This window comes from Streptomyces sp. NPDC090499 (assembly GCF_044769305.1).
Classification (GTDB): Bacteria; Actinomycetota; Actinomycetes; order Streptomycetales; family Streptomycetaceae; genus Streptomyces.
This window is the reverse complement of the sequence record NZ_JBIVXP010000001.1, coordinates 1,389,503-1,409,384: the sequence shown is the minus strand read 5'-3', so window position 1 is coordinate 1,409,384 and position 19,882 is coordinate 1,389,503. Positions and strand designations below refer to the sequence as shown.

Here is a 19,882-nt window from a genome sequence, read left to right as displayed (position 1 = left end):
CGTACGACGAACGACGCAAGGGGCCCCGGTCGCGGTCGACCGGGGCCCCTTGCGTCGTGCCTCCGGGCGTCCGCCGGAGCCGGAGCAGAGCCGGACGGACCCGGGCGTCGCTAGAGCTTGACGCGGACTTCGTTCCGCAGCTTGGCCGCGATGTCCGCGTTGCCGGCGACCAGGCTGCTGTCGCTCCCCGCCAGATTCGCGTAGCTGAACGCCGTGACGATGGCGACGGTGCTGTGGTCGCCCCAGATGCACATGGGCGTCTTGAGCGTCGTCGGCTCGCCGGCGGAGGCACCGGAACTGTTGTCGATCTGGACCACCTGGCACTTCATGATGCCGTTGGCGAAGCCCGCCGGGCTGACCGTCTCGGGGCTGCCGACCAGCTTGCTCCTGTCCGTCGAACCGCTCTTCTCGGACTCGGACTTGACCTTGGCGAACATGGCGTCGACGACGGCCTCCGGGTCGTCGATCGTCCCGTACACCCCGGCGAAGGAGAGGCTCTTCGTCGTCAGTCCCGAGCCGCTCCCGTATCCGGCGCTGACGGACTTCGGGTTCTTCACGCCCATCTTCTCGAAGTCCGAGACGTCCGAGTCGGTCAGCCCGCCCGAGGTGTCGGCGCTGTCCGACTTCTTGTACGTCCCGTTGACGACCGTCGCGGGCGTCGTCAGCTTGTGCGCGCCGTCGTCCTTGATGCCGTCGCCGCCGTTGCTTCCGGCGAGCACGAAGTACGCGCCCACCGCGACCGCGGCGACCACCGCCACCGCCCCGACGACCAGCCCCGTCCTCTTCTTCCCGCCCGCCGGAGCCGGCGGCTGCGGAACGCCGTACGGGGGCTGGCCGTACGGGGGCTGCTGGCCGTACGGGTTCGGCTGCGGGGGAACGCCCTGCTGCGGGTAGCCGTAGCCCGGCTGCGGCGGCTGCGGCGGCTGCTGCCCGTAGGGCCCCGGCTGCGGCGGAGCCTGCTGCGGATAGCCGTAGCCGGGCTGCGGCGCCTGCGGCGGCCCGCCGTACGGACCCGGCTGCTGCCCGTACGGTCCCGGCTGCTGGGGCGGCGGCCCACCGTACGGGCCCGGCTGGTTGTAGCTCATCCCTGGGTTCCCCTCCAGATGCTTATGTGTTCCTGACATCCTGGCGCAGTCACAGGGGACCCATGGCGCAGGGGTGCCCACCGTTACGGAACAAACGCGTTTCGGGACAGCCCTGAGACACCTCTAAACTGGCCGCGTGACCGAGAATGCTCAGCAGCAGCCCACAGCGCCCAGCACCGAACTGCCGACCAAGTACGCGCCGGCCGACGTAGAGGGGCCGCTGTACGAGCGCTGGGTAGAGCGCGGTTACTTCGCGGCCGACGCCAAGAGTGACAAGCCCGCGTACACCATCGTCATCCCCCCGCCGAACGTCACCGGTTCGCTCCACCTGGGCCACGCCTTCCAGCACACGCTGATGGACGCGCTGACCCGCCGCAAGCGCATGCAGGGCTTCGAGTCGCTGTGGCTGCCCGGCATGGACCACGCCGGCATCGCCACCCAGAACAAGGTCGAGCAGCAACTCGCCGAGGAGGGCAAGTCCCGCCACGACCTGGGCCGCGAGGAGTTCGTCGAGCGGGTCTGGCAGTGGAAGGAAGAGTACGGCGGCAAGATCCTCGGCCAGATGCGCCGCCTCGGCGACGGCGTCGACTGGGACCGCGAGCGCTTCACCATGGACGAGGGCCTGTCCAAGGCCGTCCAGACCATCTTCAAGAAGCTCTACGACGACGAGCTGATCTACCGCGCCGAGCGCATCATCAACTGGTGCCCGCGCTGCCTGACGGCCATCTCGGACATCGAGGTCGAGTACCAGGAGGACGACGGCGAGCTGGTCTCCATCAAGTACGGCGAGGGCGACGAGACACTGGTCGTCGCCACCACCCGTGCGGAGACGATGCTCGGCGACACCGCCGTCGCCGTCCACCCCGACGACGAGCGGTACAAGCACCTGGTCGGCAGGCGCATCAAGCTCCCGCTGACCGACCGCACCATCCCCGTCGTCGCGGACACCCACGTCGACCCGGAGTTCGGCACCGGCGCCGTCAAGGTCACCCCGGCCCACGACCCGAACGACTTCGCGATCGGCCAGCGCCACGGCCTGGAGTCCATCACGGTCATGGACGAGCGGGCCGTCATCACGGTCCACGGCCCGTTCGAGGGCCTGGACCGCTTCGAGGCGCGCTCCGCGATCGTCGCCGCGCTGCGCTCGCAGGGCCGGATCGTCGCCGAGAAGCGGCCGTACGTCCACAGCGTCGGCCACTGCTCGCGCTGCGGGACCACCGTCGAGCCGCGGCTGTCCATGCAGTGGTGGGTCAAGGTCGGCCCGCTGGCCAAGGCCGCCGGTGACGCGGTCCGCGACGGCCGGGTGAAGATCCACCCCGAGGACATGTCGAAGCGGTACTTCGACTGGGTCGACAACATGCACGACTGGTGCATCTCGCGCCAGCTGTGGTGGGGCCACCGGATCCCGGTCTGGTACGGCCCCGACGGCGAGGTCGTCTGTGTCGGCCCCGACGAGGAGCCGCCCGGCACCGAGGCGGAGGGCTGGAGGCAGGACCCCGACGTCCTGGACACCTGGTTCTCCTCCGGCCTGTGGCCGTTCTCCACCCTCGGCTGGCCCGAACAGACCGCGGACCTGCGGAAGTTCTACCCGACCGACGTCCTGCTCACCGGCCACGACATCATCTTCTTCTGGGTCGCCCGGATGATGATGTTCGGCCTCTACGCCATGGACGGCGAGGTCCCCTTCAGCACCATCGCGCTGACCGGCCTGGTCCGCGACGAGCGCGGCAAGAAGATGTCGAAGTCCTTCGGCAACGTCGTCGACCCGCTGGACTGGATGGACAAGTACGGCTCCGACGCCGTCCGCTTCACCCTGGCCCGCGGCGCCAACCCCGGCACCGACGTCCCGATCGGCGAGGACTGGGTCCAGGCCTCCCGCAACTTCGCCAACAAGATCTGGAACGCCACCCGCTTCGCCCTGATGAACGGCGCCACCGTCGAGGGCCCGCTCCCGGACCCGGCCGAGATGTCGGCGACGGACCGCTGGATCCTCTCCCGCCTCAACAAGACGGTCGCCGAAGTCGACGCGCTCTACGACGACTTCCAGTTCGCCAAGCTCTCCGACTCCCTCTTCCACTTCGCGTGGGACGAGGTCTTCGACTGGTACGTCGAGCTGTCCAAGACGACGTTCCAGGCGGGCGGCCGGGGCGCCGAGGTCTCCCGGCGCGTCCTGGGCGAGGTCCTGGACGTCACCCTGAAGCTGCTGCACCCGGTCGTCCCGTTCGTCACGGACACCCTGTGGACGACGCTGACCGGCGGCGAGTCGGTCGTCATCGCGAACTGGCCGGCCGACAGCGGCTTCCGGGACGAGGCGGCGGAGCGGGAGATCGAGAGCCTGCAGTCCGTCATCACCGAGGTCCGCCGCTTCCGCGCCGACCAGGGCCTGCAGCCCGGCCAGCGGGTCCCGGCCCGCCTGACCCTCGACGGCACGGCCCTCGCCCCGCACGAGGCGGCCATCCGCCAGCTGCTGCGCCTCCAGCCCGAGGGCGACGCCTTCGCGGCGACGGCGACCCTCCCGGTGGCCGGTGCCACGGTCGCCCTCGACCTGTCCGGCACCATCGACGTGGCCGCCGAGCGCAAGCGCCTCGCGAAGGACCTCGCGGCCGCCGAGAAGGAGAAGGCCCAGGCGACGGGCAAGCTCGGCAACGAGGCGTTCCTGGGGAAGGCCCCGGACAACGTCGTGGAGAAGATCCGCACCCGGCTCGCCAAGGCCGAGGAGGACATCGCCCGCATCCAGGGCCAGCTGGACCGCCTTCCGCCGGCGTAGCCGAAGCGTCCCCCGCAGGCGTCCGGCGGCCCCGTCCCACGGGGCCGCCGGACGCCTGCGCACTTCCCGGCCCGCACCCGGACCGACCGGGTCACACAGCGCCCACCAGCCACCGCCCTACAATCCAGAAGTAGGAACATGACCCTGATGTTCCTTTTTGGTGCTATGCGGTGGAGGGAACGCCCACATGCAGCACAGGGGCCGAACGAGAACGCCTCCGCACCGGGGACTGGTCCCCCTGGCGGCCGGCGCGGGCGGCCTGCTCGCCGTGCTCATCGCCCTCGTCTTCCTGATGCTGGTCCTGGCGATCGAGGACGCCCAGCACTCCCTGCTCTCCGCACGCAGCGGCCGGCCCGCCCTGACCCAGGTCGGTGTGGTCCAGGGCACTCTCTTCGACATGGAGGGCGGCCAGCGCAGCTACGTCATCACCCGGCAGGACGCGTTCCTGGAGCCCTGGCGGGCCGGCCGGGCCGTCTTCCCCGCGCAGGCAAAGCGGCTCGTGGACGTCAGCACGTCCCCCGGCCAGCGGCAGCTCGCCCAGCAGATCCAGCGGTCCGGCCAGTCCTTCGTCGACGACTACTCGGTCCCGCTCGTGGCCGAGGCCCGGCGCGGCGATCCCGACGCGAGCAGCACGGCGCGGACCCTGGAGGGCAAGCAGCGGCTCGACGCACTCCGGGACCAGTTCTCCCGCTACGTCCGCGTCGAGCGCGCCGCGATCGACCAGCGCGAGAACGCGCTGGAGGCCCGGATGCGCATGCTCACGATCGCCGCGTCGGCCGGTGTCTGCGCGGCGGTCCTCCTGATCGTGGCCTACGGCGCCTACGTGACCCGGGTGATCGTCTGGCCGGTGCGCAGGATGGCCGGCTTCGCGACCCGGCTCGCCGCCGGGGACATGGCCGCCCGGGTGCCGCCCTCCGGACGCCGGGAGATCGGGCAGCTGGAGACGGCGTTCAACACCATGGCGGGCTCGCTGGAGAAGAGCCACCGGCGGCTGCGGCTGCTCTACGACGCCGGCACCGCCGTCGGCAACACCCTGGACGTGGGGCGGACCGCCGACGAACTGGTGCGGGTGGCCGTCCCGCGTTTCGCCGACTTCGTCACCGTCGACCTGGAGGAGTCCGTGCTGCACGGCGGCGAGCCGACGGCCGCCGAGACCGTCCTGCGGCGCGTCGCCCGGGGCGGCGTCCGCGACGACTCCCCGCTGGACCCCACCGGCGCCCTGATCGCCGTGGACCCGCCGCCCGGCGCCACCCGCCACACCGCCGCAGCCCCGGCCCTCATGGCCGACCTCCGGGTCACCCGCAGAGCGAGGTTTCCCGACGCGCGGCGCACCGAACGGCTGATCGACTACGGGATGCGTTCACTGATCACCGCGCCGCTGTCGGCACAGGGCGTCCTGATGGGGGTGATCGTCTTCTGGCGCACCCGGGACTCCCCGCCGTTCGAGAAGGACGACCTGTCCGACGCCGAGGAACTCGCGGCGAAGGCCGCGACCGCCATCGACAACGCGCGCCGCTACACGCGGGAGCGCGAGACCGCGCTGGCCCTCCAGCGCAGCCTGCTCCCGCACCTCCTGCCCGACCGCCCGAGCATCGACTTCGCCTACCGCTACCTGCCCACCGGCACCCGGGCGGGCATCGGCGGCGACTGGCTCGACGTGATCCCGCTGTCGGGCACCCGGGTGGCCCTGGTCGTCGGCGACGTCGTCGGCCACGGCATCCAGGCCTCCGCCACCATGGGCCGGCTGCGCACGGCGGTCCGCACCCTCGCGGACGTCGACCTGCCCCCCGACGAACTCCTCACCCACCTCGACGACCTCGTCCTGCACCTCGACGACGGCGTCGGAGAACAGGCCAGCGAGGTGGGCTCGACCTGCCTGTACGCCGTCTACGACCCCATCTCGCGGCACTGCTCCCTGGCCAGCGCGGGCCATCCGCTGCCCTTCGTGATCACCCCCTCGGGGACGGTGGAGCCGGCCCCCGGCCAGGCCGGACCGCCGCTCGGGCTCGGCGGACTGCCGTTCGAGACCACCGACCTGGACCTCACCGAGGGCTCCGTCCTCGCCCTGTTCAGCAACGGCCTGGTGCACTCCCGCAGCCTCGACATGGGCCACGGCCTGGACCGGCTGCGCCGCACGCTCGCCTCCGCCGGGGACGGGGAACCGCTGGAGGCGGCCTGCGACCGGGTGGTGGCCGCGCTGCGCACCGCCGAACCCGCCGACGACGTCACCCTGCTGCTCGCCCGCACCCGCGCCCTGCCCTGCGACCAGGTGGCCGCCTGGGAGGTCCCCGCGGACCCCGAGCAGGTGGCGCGGGCCCGGACCCTGGCCACCGGCCAGCTCGCCGCCTGGGAGCTGGACGAGCTGTCCTTCACCACCGAACTGGTGGTCAGCGAACTCGTCACGAACGCCGTCCGCTACGGCGGCGTCCCGATCCAACTGCGGCTCATCCGCGACACCAGGATGCTGATCTGCGAGGTCTCCGACAGCAGCAGCACCGCCCCGCACCTGCGGCGGGCCCGGGTCTTCGACGAGGGCGGCCGCGGCCTGCTGCTGGTGGCCCAGCTCACCCAGCGGTGGGGGACCAGGCAGACCTCCGCAGGCAAGACGATCTGGTGCGAGCAGGCACTCCCGGTGCCCGACGCGTCCACGCCTGCGCGGGGCTCCGTAGACTGGTGCCGTGAGTGATCTGCCTCCGCGCGACCCCCATGAGAGCTTCGACGGCGACTTCGAGGACGGCCCCGAGGACGGCTTCGACGACATCGTCGCGGCCGAGACGGACCGTGACCCCGACCTCGCGGTGATCGAGGCCGGCAGCCGGACCCTGCGCACCCGGGGCGGCCCGCAACAGGCCGACGTCCCGGGCCGCCCCGAGGACCCCGAGGCCGACCGGGCCCTGCGCGAGGTGGAGGCGGAGCTGGCCACCCGCTGGGGCGAGACCAAGCTGGAGCCGTCGGTCACCAGGATCGCCGCCCTGATGGACGTGCTGGGCGAGCCGCAGCGGTCGTACCCCTCGATCCACATCACCGGCACCAACGGCAAGACCTCCACCGCCCGCATGATCGAGGCCCTGCTCGGCGCCTTCGAACTTCGTACCGGCCGCTACACCAGCCCGCACGTGCAGTCGATCACCGAGCGCATCAGCCTCGACGGCGCCCCGATCTCCGCCGAGCGGTTCATCGAGACGTACAACGACATCAAGCCCTACGTCGAGCTGGTCGACGCGCAGCAGGAGTACCGGCTCTCCTTCTTCGAGGTGCTCACCGGCATGGCGTACGCGGCGTTCGCGGACGCCCCCGTGGACGTCGCCGTCGTCGAGGTCGGCATGGGCGGTTCCTGGGACGCCACGAACGTCATCGACGGGGACGTCGCCGTCGTCACCCCGATCGACCTCGACCACACCGACCGGCTCGGCGGGACCACCGCGGAGATCGCCGGCGAGAAGTCCGGCATCATCAAGCAGGACGCCACCGTGATCCTGGCCCAGCAGCCGGTCGACGCGGCGCAGGTCCTCCTCAAGAAGGCCGTCGAGGTGGACGCCACCGTCGCCCGCGAGGGCCTGGAGTTCGGCGTCGTCGCCCGCCAGGTCGCCGTCGGCGGCCAGCTGCTCACGCTGCGCGGCCTCGGCGGCGAGTACGGCGAGGTCTACCTCCCCCTGCACGGCCCCTACCAGGCCCACAACGCGGCGGTCGCGCTCGCCGCGGTGGAGGCGTTCTTCGGCGTCGGCTCCCAGCGCCCCGAGTCCCTGGACATCGACACCGTCCGCAAGGCTTTCGCGGGCGTCTCGTCCCCGGGCCGCCTCGAAGTCGTACGGCGCTCTCCCACCGTCGTCCTCGACGCCGCCCACAACCCGGCCGGCGCCCGCGCCACCGCCGAGGCCGTCGGCGAGGCCTTCGACTTCAGCCGGCTGATCGGCGTGATCGGGGCCAGCGGCGACAAGGACGTCCGCGGCCTCCTGGAGGCCTTCGAGCCGATCTTCGCCGAGGTCGTCGTCACCCAGAACTCCAGCCACCGCGCGATGGACGCGGACGAGCTGGCCGCGGTCGCCGTCGAGGTGTTCGGCGAGGACCGCGTCCAGGTCGAGCCGCGCCTGCCCGACGCCCTGGAGGCCGCGATCACGCTGGCCGAGGAGGAGGGCGAGTTCGCGGGCGGCGGCGTCCTGGTCACCGGTTCCGTCATCACCGTCGGCGAGGCCCGACTGCTCCTCGGGAGGGCCTGACCATGCGCACGCTCTGTGCCTCCACCCTGATCGGCGAGTTCTTCGTCATCGGCTTCGCCGCCCTGGTCGCCATGAAGGACCCCGACCTCTCCACCTCCACGGTGTGGCTGGTCAGCGGCATCGCGATGTTCCTCTGCCTGGCCCTGTGCGGCGTACTCACCCGCCCCGGCGGCGTCGCCCTCGGCTGGGCCCTGCAGGTCGCCCTGGTCGCGTCCGGGATCTACGTCCCCACCATGTACTTCATGGGCGCGATCTTCGCGGGCCTGTGGTGGGCGTCCGTCCACTACGGAAGAAAGATCGACGAGGCCAAGGCCCGCTTCGCGGCCCAGACCACGCAGGACAGCCCGTCCGAAGCGTGAGCGGCCACCGCCCGGCACCGCACCTCGCCCTCCCGGGTGAGCGGAGCCGGGCAACCGGCCGACACGAGACCCCGGCCGGTCGGGTGTGTGGGGCTGACGGCCGGCCGGCACGGCCCTTCAGCCTGTCGAGCGCCTGAGCCCGAAGCCGGTCCGCACCACCTCTCGGTCCGTCGGGTGTGCGCACCCCCTCCCAGCCCGTCCGGCGTTTGAGGACGAGGCCGTTCAGGCCGAAGCGGGGGTCCGGGGGCGGCAGCCCCCGAAGACGGCCGCCCCACCGACCCGCACACTGTGCAACGGTCGCTCAGACCAGCCCTGTAGCCTCTCCTCACCGCACCCGGCCAGTACCGAAGGAGCCCTCCCGTGACCCAGCGCACCCTCGTCCTGCTCAAGCCCGACGCCGTTCGTCGGGGCCTGACCGGCGAGATCATCAGCCGTATCGAGCGCAAGGCCGGCTGGCAGATCACCGCGCTGGAGCTGCGCACCCTGGAGCGCGCCACGCTGGAGCAGCACTACGCCGAGCACGTCGGCAAGCCGTTCTACGAGCCGCTGGTCGAGTTCATGTCCGCCGGCCCGTCCGTCGCCCTGATCGTCGAGGGCGAGCGGGTCATCGAGGGCATCCGCGCCCTGGCCGGCCCCACCGACCCGATCGCCGCGGCGCCCGGTTCCATCCGCGGTGACTTCGGTGTGATCGTCCGCGAGAACCTGATCCACGCGTCCGACTCCGAGGAGTCCGCCGAACGCGAGGTCAAGATCTTCTTCCCCGGCCGCGCGTAGCCGCCGTAGCCGTCAGGGCCCCGCAAAGGACCCGTACGGAGTTTTCGTGGAAATTCTTGACGAGGCGTCAGCCCACTGAGCTGCACGACCTGGGACGGCCGAACGATTTCGGCCGTCCCTCGGCATATGCGTGCCGATCGGGGGAACGAGTGGCCCCGTCGGACCGTCTCCACAAGCGAGGCGGCCGTACACGTGCTGACAATGGCGAAGACCCTCGCGCAGTGTTCGTGCAGGCGCGTCTACGATGGAAGCCTTCACGTCACAGCACCCACTTCGCCGACCTGAAATGCCCTCAAAAGCTCCCGGGAAGGCCAGACGAATCCTGATGGGGAACTCAATGTCGTTCATCGGCCGTGACATGGCTGTCGACCTCGGGACCGCCAACACGCTGGTGTACGTCAGGGGTCGCGGGATCGTACTCAACGAGCCGTCCGTTGTCGCGATCAATACGAACACCGGTGGAATTCTCGCGGTCGGCGCGGAGGCGAAGAAGATGATCGGGCGCACGCCCGGCAACATCGTCGCCGTGCGGCCGCTGAAGGACGGCGTGATCGCGGACTTCGAGATCACCGAGCGGATGCTCCGCTACTTCATCCTCAAGATCCACAAGCGCCGCTACCTCGCGCGCCCGCGCGTGGTCGTCTGCGTGCCCTCCGGCATCACCGGTGTCGAGCGCCGTGCCGTCATCGAGGCGTCCTCGCAGGCCGGTGCCCGCCAGGTGCACATCATCGAGGAGCCCATGGCCGCCGCCATCGGCTCCGGCCTGCCGGTCCACGAGGCCACCGGCAACATGGTGGTGGACATCGGCGGCGGCACCACGGAGGTCGCGGTCATCTCGCTCGGCGGCATCGTCACCGCCCAGTCCATCCGCGTCGCGGGCGACGAACTGGACAACGCGATCATCCAGCACATCAAGAAGGAGTACTCCCTCCTCCTCGGCGAGCGGACCGCCGAACAGATCAAGATCACGATCGGTTCGGCCTACGAGCTCGACTCCGACGAACACACCGAGATCCGCGGCCGGGACCTGGTCTCCGGCCTGCCCAAGACCGTCGTCATCTCGGCCGCCGAGGTCCGCAAGGCGATCGAGGAACCGGTCAACGCGATCGTCGACGCCGTCAAGACCACCCTCGACAAGTGCCCGCCGGAGCTGTCCGGCGACATCATGGACAGGGGAATCGTTCTGACCGGCGGCGGAGCCCTGCTGCGCGGTCTGGACGAGCGGCTGCGCCGGGAGACCGGCATGCCGATCCACATCGCCGAGGACCCGCTGGACAGCGTGGCGCTCGGCTCCGGCAAGTGCGTCGAGGAGTTCGAGGCGCTCCAGCAGGTCCTGGACGCCCAGCCGCGCAGATGACGTAACTCTTCGATTCCGCCGTACGAGATGATCCCCCCCTCGTGCGGCGGATCGTTGATATGGAGGCATAGGCTCGCACGGGGCGAGTTCTCCACTCCTCCCCACAAGCCTCCGCGCCCCCACCCCCCCCACATGCTTCACAAGCTCCCGCAATCGCAATCAAGCTCCGCAAGTTCCTATTGAGGAAGGCACGGCCGCCGCACGTGAGGGACACGAAAGAGAGCCGGCTGCTCCTGGTGCTGCTGATCGCCATCGCGTTCGCGCTGATCACGGTGGACATCCGAGGTGGCAGGAACTCCCCGGTCGACGGCGCCCGGCAGGCCGCGGCCGCGGTCTTCGGCCCGATCGAGAACGGCATGTCGACGGTGGTGGACCCGGTCGGAAACGCCGTCTCCGCCGTCCGCGACTCCGGCGACCGGCACGACCGGCTGGCCCGGCTGGAGAAACAGAACGCGACCCTCAAGGCGAAACTCGGCAGCGACGACCGCAACCGCAGCCGCCTCACTCAGCTGGAGAAGATGCTCAACGTCGCCGCCGAGGGCCAGTACGGCATCAAGGGCGCCCAGGTCATCGCCATAGGGTCGGCGCAGGGCTTCTCCTGGACCGTCACCATCGACGTCGGCTACAACGACGGCATCAAACGCGACATGACCGTCCTCAACGGCAGCGGCCTGGTCGGCCGCGTGACCACGGTCGGCCCCGACGCCTCCACCGTGCTGCTCGCCAACGACCCCGACTTCACCGTCGGCACCCGCATGGAGGGCAGCGACGAACTCGGCTTCGCCTCCGGACAGGGCGACCGCCCGCTGCGCGTCGAACTCCTCGACAGCAAGGCCGAGGTGAAGAAGGGCGACCGGCTCGTCACCTTCGGCTCCCAGGGCGACAAGCCGTTCGTGCCCGGCGTCCCGGTCGGCACGGTCACCAGCGTCGACCCGTCCAACGGCGGCCTGACCCGCACCCTGTACGTCACGCCGTTCGTGTCCTTCACCAAGCTCGACATCGTCGGCGTGGTCGTCCAGGCACCGAAGAAGGACCCGCGCGACGAGGTGCTCCCGGCCAAGCCGAAGCCGACCCCGATCCCGACGGTGACCGTCACGGTCACCCCGTCCGCGGACGCGAGCACCAACGCGTCCGACACCACCGGCGAGCAGCAGTAGGAGCTGAATCCCCCATGCGTGTCAACCGGATCCTGCTCTCCGCCGCACTGGTCGTCGTCGCCCTGGTGATCCAGGTGAGCGTCCTCGCCCGCCTGCACCTGCCCGGCGCCGTCCCCGACCTCATGCTGCTCACCGTCCTCGGCCTCGCCATGGTCTACGGCCACGTGGGCGGCGCCCTCGTCGGCTTCGGCGCCGGACTCCTCGCCGACCTCGCCCCGCCCGCCGACCACGCGGCCGGCCGCTACGCCCTGGTGCTGTGCGTCGTCGGCTACTGCGCCGGCCTCATCAAGCCGGAGAACGGCCGCCTGAAGTCCGCGACCGGCCCGATGCTCGTCGTGGTCGCCGCCGCCGTCGGCTCCACCCTGCTGTACGCCGGCGTCGGCGCCCTCGTCGGCGACACCGCCGCCCGGCACGTCGGCATGACCAGCCTGCTGATCACGGCCGCCCTCTACGACCTGCTGCTCGCCCCGTTCGTGGTCCCCGGCGTCATGGCCCTGGCCCGCCGCGCCGACAACGACCCGCTCACCGAGGCCAACTCCGGCGGCAAGGCCGGTGACATCTCCTCGGGCTGGATCTCCTCCGGCACCGGGATGCGCATCGGCGGCCAGCGCGGCGCCCTCGGCGGCCTCAAGGCCAGGGCCCGCACCCGCAACGTCCGCGTCGGCCGCATCAAGGGGGTCAAGCGCCTGTGAACGCGGGTGAGTTCACCCGAACGGGTGCACGGGGGCGGAACGCGGTCTCACAGGTGGATCGTTCATCATTCGTACGCGCACGCGCATTTGTGCCGGGAGAGGGGGAGACAGCCCAGTGACCAACATTCCCGAGACCGGTCGGACCCCACGCGTCCAGATCCGTCTCGTCGTCATCCAGATCCTCGTCCTCTCCCTGCTCGGCACCCTCGGCGGCCGCCTGTGGTACCTGCAGATCCGGGAAGGCTCCGAGTACCAGAAGGAGGCCTCCGGCAACCACGTCCAGCAGGTCGTCGACCCCGCCGTGCGCGGTTCGATCCTGGACGCCCGCGGAGTCCCCCTCGCGGACAACGAGACCCGGCTGGTGGTCTCCGCCTCCCGCACCGACCTGCTCAAGCAGAAGGACGACGGCAAGGCCGTCCTGACCAAGCTCGCCGGCGTCCTCGGGATGAAGCCCGAGGAGGTCATGCAGAAGGTCCGCCTCTGCGACGCCAAGACCCCCCAGCCCTGCTGGAACGGCTCGCCGTACCAGCCGATCCCGATCACCGACGAGGCCACCGCCAAGCAGGCCCTGCAGATCCGCGAGCGCTCCGAGGACTTCCCCGGCATCACCGCCGAGCCCGAGGCCGTCCGCCGCTACGCGAGCCCCGGCAAGTCCAACACCGCCCAGGTCCTCGGCTACCTCTCCCCGGTCACCGACGACGAGATCCAGCAGGCCAAGGACACCTCCTCCCCGTACCTGCGCTCCGACCAGGTCGGCCGCTCGGGCCTGGAGCGCGAGTACGACAAGGAACTGCGCGGCAAGGCCGGCGTCACCCGCTACGAGGTCGACAACCTCGGCCGCGTCATCGGCAAGGCCGAGTCCGACGCCGCCGAGCCCGGTTCCAACCTGGTCACCAGCATCGACTCCCGCGTCCAGCGGGTCGCCGAGTACGAGCTGGACACGGCGATGAAGGCCGCCCGCAAGCAGTACGACAGCATCACCCACGAGAACTACAAGGCCGACTCCGGCGCCGTCATCGTGATGGAGGCCAAGACCGGCCGGATCGTCGCCATGGCCTCCGCCCCCACCTACGACCCCAACGTGTGGGTCGGCGGCATCTCCGCCAAGGACTACCAGGCCCTCACCGGCAAGAACTCCGACTACCCGCTGCTCAACAGGGCCATACAGGGTCAGGCGGCCCCCGGTTCCACGTTCAAGGTGGTCTCCACCGCCGCCGCGGTCAACGCCGGCTACGCGTGGGACGGCGGCTACCCCTGCACCAGCTCCTACTCGGTGGGCGGCCAGGTCTTCAAGAACTTCGAGGGCGAGAACTTCGGCGACATCTCCCTGGGCCGCGCCCTGGAGGTCTCCTGCGACACCGTCTTCTACGGCCTCGCCGACCGCGAGTGGAAGAAGGACGGCGGCATCAACCCCAAGGCGGGCGAGCCGAAGGACTACTTCTTCAAGACCGCCCACCAGTTCGGCCTCGGCAAGGAGACCGGCATCGACCTGCCCAACGAGGTCACCGGCCGCGTCCCCGACCGCCAGTGGAAGATCGACTACTGGAAGGCCAACAAGGACGCCTGGTGCAAGTCCGGGAAGAAGGACGGCACCTACGTCGAGAAGATCGAGTACGAGAACTGCCTCGAAGGCAACAAGATGCGCGAGGGCGACGAGATCAACTACTCCATCGGCCAGGGCGACACCCTCGTCACGCCGATACAGGAGGCGATGATCTACGGCGCCGTGGCCAACGGCGGCACCGAGTACCAGCCGACCATCGGCAAGGCGATCGTCAGCGCCGACGGCAAGACCGTCCAGGAGATCAAGCCCAAGGCGGTCCGCAAGCTGCCGGTCACCCAGGCCACCCTCAAGGGCATGGACGACGCCTTCGCGGGCGTCATCACCCGCGGTACCGCCGCCTGGAAGTTCGGCGGCTGGCCGCAGGACAAGATCGCCCTGCACGGCAAGACCGGCACCGCAGAGGTCTACGGCAAGCAGACCACGTCCTGGCTCGCCACCTACAGCAAGGACTACACGGTCATCATGACCATCTCCCAGGCCGGTACCGGTTCCGGTGCCTCCGGTGAGGCGGTCCGCAACATCTACAGCGCCCTGTACGGCGTGGCGGCCGACGGCTCGATCGACAAGAACAAGGCACTGCTCTACACCCCGCAGAAGGGCCTGCCGAAGGTCCGCACGGACGGCACGATCACCTCCCCGAAGGTCTCCAAGGACCCGGCGAAGGACTTCCAGGCCTACTCCAAGCAGGGCGACAAGAACACCGGCGACGGGCAGACCCCGGCCGCCACCACGGCCTCCCCGTCCACGGGCAACCGTGACACCCGCAGACGGGCCCGCAGGCGCGGCAGCCGGAGGATGCTCACATGACCGGCGTCAACAGCTTCTCCGTCTCCGGATACGGCCCGGCCCGCGCCGGCTGGACCCGGATCTTCGCCCGGGACTCGCTGACCCGCCGCCTGGACTGGCCGATGCTGCTGGCGGCCGTCGCCCTGTCCCTGCTCGGCTCGGTACTGGTCTACTCGGCGACCCGCAACCGCACCGAGATCAACCAGGGCGACCAGTACTACTTCCTGGTCCGGCACCTGATGAACATGGGCATCGGGCTCGCCCTGATGATCGGCACCATCTGGGTCGGCCACCGCCAGCTCCGCAACGCCGTACCGATCCTCTACGGCCTCTCGCTGGCCGGCATCCTCGCGGTGCTCACCCCGCTGGGCGCCACCATCAACGGCAGCCGCAACTGGATCGTCCTCGGCGGCGGGTTCTCGCTGCAGCCGGCCGAGTTCGTGAAGATCACGATCATTCTGGGCATGGCGATGATACTGGCGGCGCGGGTCGACGCCGGTGACAAGAAGTACCCGGACCACCGCACCGTCCTGCAGTCCCTGGGCCTGGCCGCGGTCCCGATCCTGGTCGTGCTGCTCATGCCCGACCTCGGCACGGTCCTGGTCATGGTGACCATCATCCTCGGCGTGCTGCTCGCCTCCGGCGCCTCCAACCGCTGGGTCTTCGGCCTGCTCGCCGCCGGCGTGGTCGGCTGCGTCGCCATCTGGCAGCTGCACATCCTCGACGAGTACCAGATCGCCCGCTTCGCCGCCTTCGCCAACCCCAGCCTCGACCCGGCAGGCGTCGGCTACAACACCAACCAGGCCCGCATCGCCATCGGCTCCGGCGGCCTGACCGGCGCGGGCCTGTTCCACGGCTCGCAGACCACCGGCCAGTTCGTCCCCGAGCAGCAGACCGACTTCGTCTTCACGGTCGCGGGGGAGGAGCTGGGCTTCGTCGGCGCGGGCCTGATCATCGTGCTCCTCGGGGTCGTCCTGTGGCGCGCCTGCCGGATCGCCCGCGAGACGACCGAGCTGTACGGCACGATCGTCGCGGCCGGGATCGTCGCCTGGTTCGCGTTCCAGGCGTTCGAGAACATCGGCATGACCCTCGGCATCATGCCGGTCACCGGCCTGCCGCTGCCGTTCGTGTCCTACGGCGGCTCGTCGATGTTCGCGGTGTGGGTGGCGGTGGGGCTGCTGCAGTCGATCAGGGTGCAGCGGCCGATGTCGGCATAGGCGGCCCCGCCCGAGGAACCCAGGGAGGTGAACACGCCACAATGGCTTGTTCACCTCTCGTACGAATTCAGTTTTCCTTCGATTTACCCTCTTTGGCCTCTGCCTCTGCGGCGGCCCGACCACTAGATTCAACTCATGGCGGACACGAAGCGCGAAATCGAGCGCAAGTACGAATCTGAGGACAGTGGCCTGCCCGACCTGACCGGCGTCGCAGGAGTGGCGAACGTCGTCGACAAGGGCACCGCCGACCTCGACGCGACCTACCACGACACCTCCGACCTGCGCCTGGCCTCGGCCAAGGTCACCCTGCGCCGCCGCAGCGGAGGCGGCGACGCCGGCTGGCACCTCAAACTCCCCGTCGCCCCCGGCGTCCGGGACGAGATCCACGCCCCCCTCTCCGACACACTCCCCGACGAACTCGCCGCCCTGGCCCGCTCCCGGGTCCGTGAGGGGCAGCTGGTCCCGGTGATCCGGCTGCGCACCACCCGCGACATCCGGCACCTCGTCGACGCCGACGGCGCCCTGCTCGCCGAGGTCAGCGTGGACCGCGTCCGGGCCGACCGGCTCTTCGGCGGCGACGGCAAGGCCGAGTGGACCGAGATCGAGGTGGAACTCGCCGACGGCGGCGACCCCGCCTTCCTCGACAAGGTGGAGAAACGGTTGGGCAAGGCGGGCGTACGCCCCTCGAAATCCCCGTCGAAACTCTCCCGCGCCCTCGCCGAGACCAAGGGCGGCAAGCCCCGCCCGCCCAGGACCGGGCCCGCCACGCCCGTCACGGCGGGCGACCACGTCATGGCCTACGTCCGCGCCCAGCGCGACGCGATCGTCGAGCTCGACCCCGCCGTCCGCCTGGACACCGAGGAGGGCGTCCACGACATGCGGGTCGCCACCCGCCGGCTGCGCAGCACCTTCCGCACCTTCGGCAAGGTCCTCGACCGCCAGGTCACCGACCCGATCGCCGACGAGCTGAAATGGCTCGCCGGCGAACTGGGCGTGGGCCGCGACCAGGAGGTCCTGGCCGAACGCCTGATGTCCGCCCTCGCCGACGTACCCCCCGCCCTCGTCCACGGCCCCGTCCACGACCGCGTCCACCAATGGGCCGAGGCGAGCGAACGCGGCTCCCGCAGCCGGCTCCTCGGCGTCCTCGACTCCAAGCGCTACCTCGCGCTCCTCGACACCCTGGACGCCCTGGCCGCCGACCCGCCCCTGCTGAAGGCGGCCGCCGGGGACCCCGAGCAGGTCCTCACCAAGGCCGTGCACAAGGACTTCGCCAAGGTCACCGACCTGATCGAGACGGCCATGGCCCAGCCCCCCGGACACGACCGCGACCTCGGCCTGCACGAGGCCCGAAAGAAGGCCAAGCGCACCCGCTACGCCGCCGAGGCCGCCCGCCCCGCCCTCGGCAAACCGGCCAAGACCCTGCTCAAGTCCATGAAGGCCCTGCAGACCCTGCTCGGCGAACACCAGGACAGCGTCATGGTCCGCGAGACCCTGCGCGAACTGTCCGCGGTGGCCCACGCCGCCGGGGAGAGCACGTTCACCTACGGGCTGCTCTACGGCCGCGAGGAACAGCGGGCGGCGGCGGTCGAGGCGGAGGCCCCCGGGGCCTGGGCGGACATCAGGGCCGGGGCACCGGTGTGATCCGGGCGTACGGGGGACCCCGCCGACCGGGTTAGGCTTGATGGTCACCCTTCCCGGCCACCGGCCGGAGGGCGCCCCCCAGCCACCTCACAAAGGTCCGCGAGATGCCTGCCGAAGCCGCCGCCCCGGTCGCTGAGTCTGTGTTCCCGCAGCTCGAAGCTCTGCTCCCGCATGTGCAGAAGCCGATCCAGTACGTCGGCGGAGAGCTCAACTCCACGGTCAAGCCGTGGGAGACCTGCGACGTCCGCTGGGCGCTCATGTACCCCGACGCCTACGAGGTCGGCCTGCCCAACCAGGGCGTCATGATCCTCTACGAGGTCCTCAACGAGCAGGAGGGCGTCCTCGCCGAGCGCACCTACAGCGTGTGGCCGGACCTGGAGGCGCTGATGCGCGAGCACCGCGTCCCCCAGTTCACCGTGGACAGCCACCGCCCCGTCCGGGCCTTCGACGTGTTCGGCCTGTCCTTCTCCACCGAGCTGGGCTACACGAACATGCTCACGGCCCTGGACCTGGCCGGCATCCCCCTGGAGTCGAAGGACCGCACCCTCGACGACCCGATCGTCCTCGCGGGCGGCCACGCGGCCTTCAACCCCGAACCCATCGCGGACTTCATCGACGCGGCGATCATCGGCGACGGCGAGCAGGCCGTCCTCGACATGACGAAGATCATCCGCGAGTGGAAGGCGGAGGGCCGCCCCGGCGGCCGCGAGGAGGTCCTCCTCCGCCTCGCGAAGACCGGCTCCGTCTACATTCCGGCCTTCTACGACGTCGAGTACCTCCCCGACGGCCGGATCGCCCGCGTGGTCCCCAACAGGTCGGGCGTCCCCTGGCGCGTCTCCAAGCACACGGTCATGGACCTCGACGAGTGGCCCTACCCCAAGCAGCCCCTCGTCCCGCTCGCCGAGACGGTCCACGAGCGCATGTCCGTCGAGATCTTCCGCGGCTGCACCCGCGGCTGCCGCTTCTGCCAGGCCGGCATGATCACCCGCCCGGTCCGCGAGCGCTCCATCACCGGCATCGGCGAGATGGTCGACAAGGGCCTCAAGGCCACCGGCTTCGAGGAGGTCGGCCTGCTCTCCCTGTCCTCCGCGGACCACTCGGAGATCGGCGACATCGCCAAGGGCCTGGCCGACCGCTACACCGAGGACAAGATCGGCCTCTCCCTGCCCTCCACCCGCGTCGACGCCTTCAACATCGACCTGGCCAACGAACTGACCCGCAACGGCCGCCGCTCCGGCCTCACCTTCGCCCCCGAGGGCGGCTCGGAACGCATCCGCAAGGTCATCAACAAGATGGTCTCCGAGGACGACCTCATCCGCACCGTCTCGACGGCCTACGGCAACGGCTGGCGCCAGGTGAAGCTGTACTTCATGTGCGGCCTGCCCACCGAGACCGACGACGACGTCCTCCAGATCGCCGACATGGCGACCAAGGTCATCGCCAAGGGCCGCGAGGTCTCCCGCTCCAACGACATCCGCTGCACCGTCTCCATCGGCGGCTTCGTCCCCAAGCCCCACACCCCCTTCCAGTGGGCCCCCCAGCTCTCCGCCGAGGAGACGGACGCCCGCCTGGAGAAGCTCCGCGACAAGATCCGCGGCGACAAGAAGTACGGCCGCTCGATCGGCTTCCGCTACCACGACGGCAAGCCCGGCATCGTCGAGGGCCTCCTCTCCCGCGGCGACCGCCGCATCGGCGCCGTCATCCGCGCCGTCTACGAGGACGGCGGCCGCTTCGACGGCTGGCGCGAGCACTTCTCCTACGACCGCTGGATGGCCTGCGCCGACAAGGCCCTCGCCCCCGCCGACGTCGACGTCGACTGGTACACCACCCGAGAGCGCACCTACGAGGAGGTCCTCCCCTGGGACCACCTCGACTCGGGCCTGGACAAGGACTGGCTCTGGGAGGACTGGCAGGACGCCCTCGACGAGACAGAGGTCGAGGACTGCCGCTGGACCCCGTGCTTCGACTGCGGGGTGTGCCCGCAGATGGATACGGCCATACAAATCGGCCCGACCGGTAAGAAGCTGCTGCCTCTTACGGTCAAGAACGCAGGTCCGGCACCGGCTTCGAGCGGTCACACGCACTGAGGTGGGCGAGGCACTCGATCGGGTGGCTGAGGCGCTGGCGGGGGTGACCGAGGAGGAGTTGGCGGCTGTGCTTGCAGCGGTCGGCGCTTCCAGCCCTCGTCAGTCCGCGCCGTCGCCCTCTCCCCGGACGTTGCTGCCGGGCCCTGCAAGCGCCACGAACATCGTGTCCGAGGTGGAAT

Annotated in this window: 13 protein-coding genes; 12 read left to right on the top strand and 1 reads right to left on the bottom strand. The window is 70.4% G+C overall.

The annotated features are described in order from the left end of the window. Positions 1–110 precede the first annotated feature (110 nt). Positions 111–1,085 carry a hypothetical protein gene (locus ACIQVL_RS06500; protein WP_403427621.1) on the bottom strand — a complete coding sequence of 325 codons (975 nt, stop codon included), beginning with the start codon at positions 1,083–1,085 and terminating at the stop codon, positions 111–113. A gap of 136 nt (positions 1,086–1,221) precedes the next feature. On the opposite strand from ACIQVL_RS06500, the gene ACIQVL_RS06495 reads away from it, so the two are divergent. From ACIQVL_RS06495 to ACIQVL_RS06440, 12 genes are all read left to right on the top strand, one after another. After that, positions 1,222–3,852, top strand: a complete 2,631-nt coding sequence (locus tag ACIQVL_RS06495; protein ID WP_403474596.1) for a valine--tRNA ligase — start codon at positions 1,222–1,224, stop codon at positions 3,850–3,852. A gap of 187 nt (positions 3,853–4,039) precedes the next feature. Continuing rightward, the gene (locus ACIQVL_RS06490) at positions 4,040–6,538 is read left to right on the top strand and encodes a SpoIIE family protein phosphatase (protein ID WP_403427627.1); all 2,499 of its coding nucleotides are present in this window, start codon (positions 4,040–4,042) and stop codon (positions 6,536–6,538) included. Continuing rightward, positions 6,531–8,069, top strand: a complete 1,539-nt coding sequence (locus ACIQVL_RS06485) for a bifunctional folylpolyglutamate synthase/dihydrofolate synthase (RefSeq protein WP_403474595.1) — start codon at positions 6,531–6,533, stop codon at positions 8,067–8,069. The genes ACIQVL_RS06490 and ACIQVL_RS06485 overlap by 8 nt, the downstream gene beginning before the upstream one ends. A 2-nt stretch (positions 8,070–8,071) precedes the next feature. Next, the gene (locus tag ACIQVL_RS06480) at positions 8,072–8,428 is read left to right on the top strand and encodes a DUF4233 domain-containing protein (protein WP_403474594.1); all 357 of its coding nucleotides are present in this window, start codon (positions 8,072–8,074) and stop codon (positions 8,426–8,428) included. A 360-nt stretch (positions 8,429–8,788) separates the two neighbouring features. Next, positions 8,789–9,202 carry a nucleoside-diphosphate kinase gene (gene ndk / locus ACIQVL_RS06475; RefSeq protein WP_093503045.1) on the top strand — a complete coding sequence of 138 codons (414 nt, stop codon included), beginning with the start codon at positions 8,789–8,791 and terminating at the stop codon, positions 9,200–9,202. Between the two features lie 337 nt (positions 9,203–9,539). Continuing rightward, a complete protein-coding gene (locus ACIQVL_RS06470) occupies positions 9,540–10,559 on the top strand; it encodes a rod shape-determining protein (RefSeq protein ID WP_046734341.1) in 1,020 nt (339 codons plus the stop codon). A 203-nt stretch (positions 10,560–10,762) separates the two neighbouring features. Next, positions 10,763–11,716 carry a rod shape-determining protein MreC gene (gene mreC / locus ACIQVL_RS06465; RefSeq protein ID WP_403474593.1) on the top strand — a complete coding sequence of 318 codons (954 nt, stop codon included), beginning with the start codon at positions 10,763–10,765 and terminating at the stop codon, positions 11,714–11,716. A gap of 14 nt (positions 11,717–11,730) precedes the next feature. Beyond that, on the top strand, positions 11,731–12,408 hold the full coding sequence (mreD, locus tag ACIQVL_RS06460) for a rod shape-determining protein MreD (protein ID WP_403427633.1): 678 nt from the start codon (positions 11,731–11,733) through the stop codon (positions 12,406–12,408). Between the two features lie 115 nt (positions 12,409–12,523). Further along, the gene (gene mrdA / locus ACIQVL_RS06455; RefSeq protein ID WP_403427635.1) at positions 12,524–14,779 is read left to right on the top strand and encodes a penicillin-binding protein 2; all 2,256 of its coding nucleotides are present in this window, start codon (positions 12,524–12,526) and stop codon (positions 14,777–14,779) included. Next, positions 14,776–15,975: a rod shape-determining protein RodA gene (rodA, locus tag ACIQVL_RS06450; RefSeq protein WP_403427636.1), complete on the top strand. Its 1,200-nt coding sequence runs from the start codon at positions 14,776–14,778 to the stop codon at positions 15,973–15,975. Before mrdA ends, rodA begins: the two co-directional genes overlap by 4 nt. 135 nt (positions 15,976–16,110) lie before the next feature. Next, positions 16,111–17,616, top strand: coding sequence for a CHAD domain-containing protein (locus ACIQVL_RS06445; RefSeq protein WP_403474592.1), 1,506 nt, complete (start codon positions 16,111–16,113; stop codon positions 17,614–17,616). Between the two features lie 104 nt (positions 17,617–17,720). Then, positions 17,721–19,703 (top strand): TIGR03960 family B12-binding radical SAM protein, encoded by a 1,983-nt coding sequence (locus ACIQVL_RS06440; RefSeq protein ID WP_403474591.1) that lies wholly within the window; start codon positions 17,721–17,723, stop codon positions 19,701–19,703. The last annotated feature ends 179 nt before the right edge of the window (positions 19,704–19,882 follow it).